The organism is Mesorhizobium sp. M1A.T.Ca.IN.004.03.1.1 (assembly GCF_003997555.1).
Taxonomy (GTDB): Bacteria; Pseudomonadota; Alphaproteobacteria; order Rhizobiales; family Rhizobiaceae; genus Mesorhizobium.
On the sequence record NZ_RZTV01001247.1, the window covers coordinates 1 to 228 of the forward strand.

At 66.2% G+C, this 228-nt stretch carries 1 protein-coding gene; it reads left to right on the forward strand.

The features are described 5' to 3' along the window. A partial coding sequence (locus EOD29_RS35695; RefSeq protein WP_164764138.1) for a dihydrofolate reductase family protein occupies positions 1-228 on the forward strand: 228 nt, incomplete at both ends.

Here is a 228-nt window from a genome sequence, read left to right on the forward strand (position 1 = left end):
CCCGGCTGAAGCAGCAGGACGGTCCCGACCTCCTGACGCAGGGCAGCAGCGACCTGCTGCAAACCCTGCTGGTGCACGACCTGATCGATGAACTCCGGCTCCTGACCTTCCCGCTCATCCTTGGCCCCGGGAAGCGCTTGTTCGGCAAGGGCGCCAGGCCGGAGGCACTGAAGCTCACGGCCAACTCGGTATCGACGACCGGCGTCATCATGAGCGTCTACGAGCGCG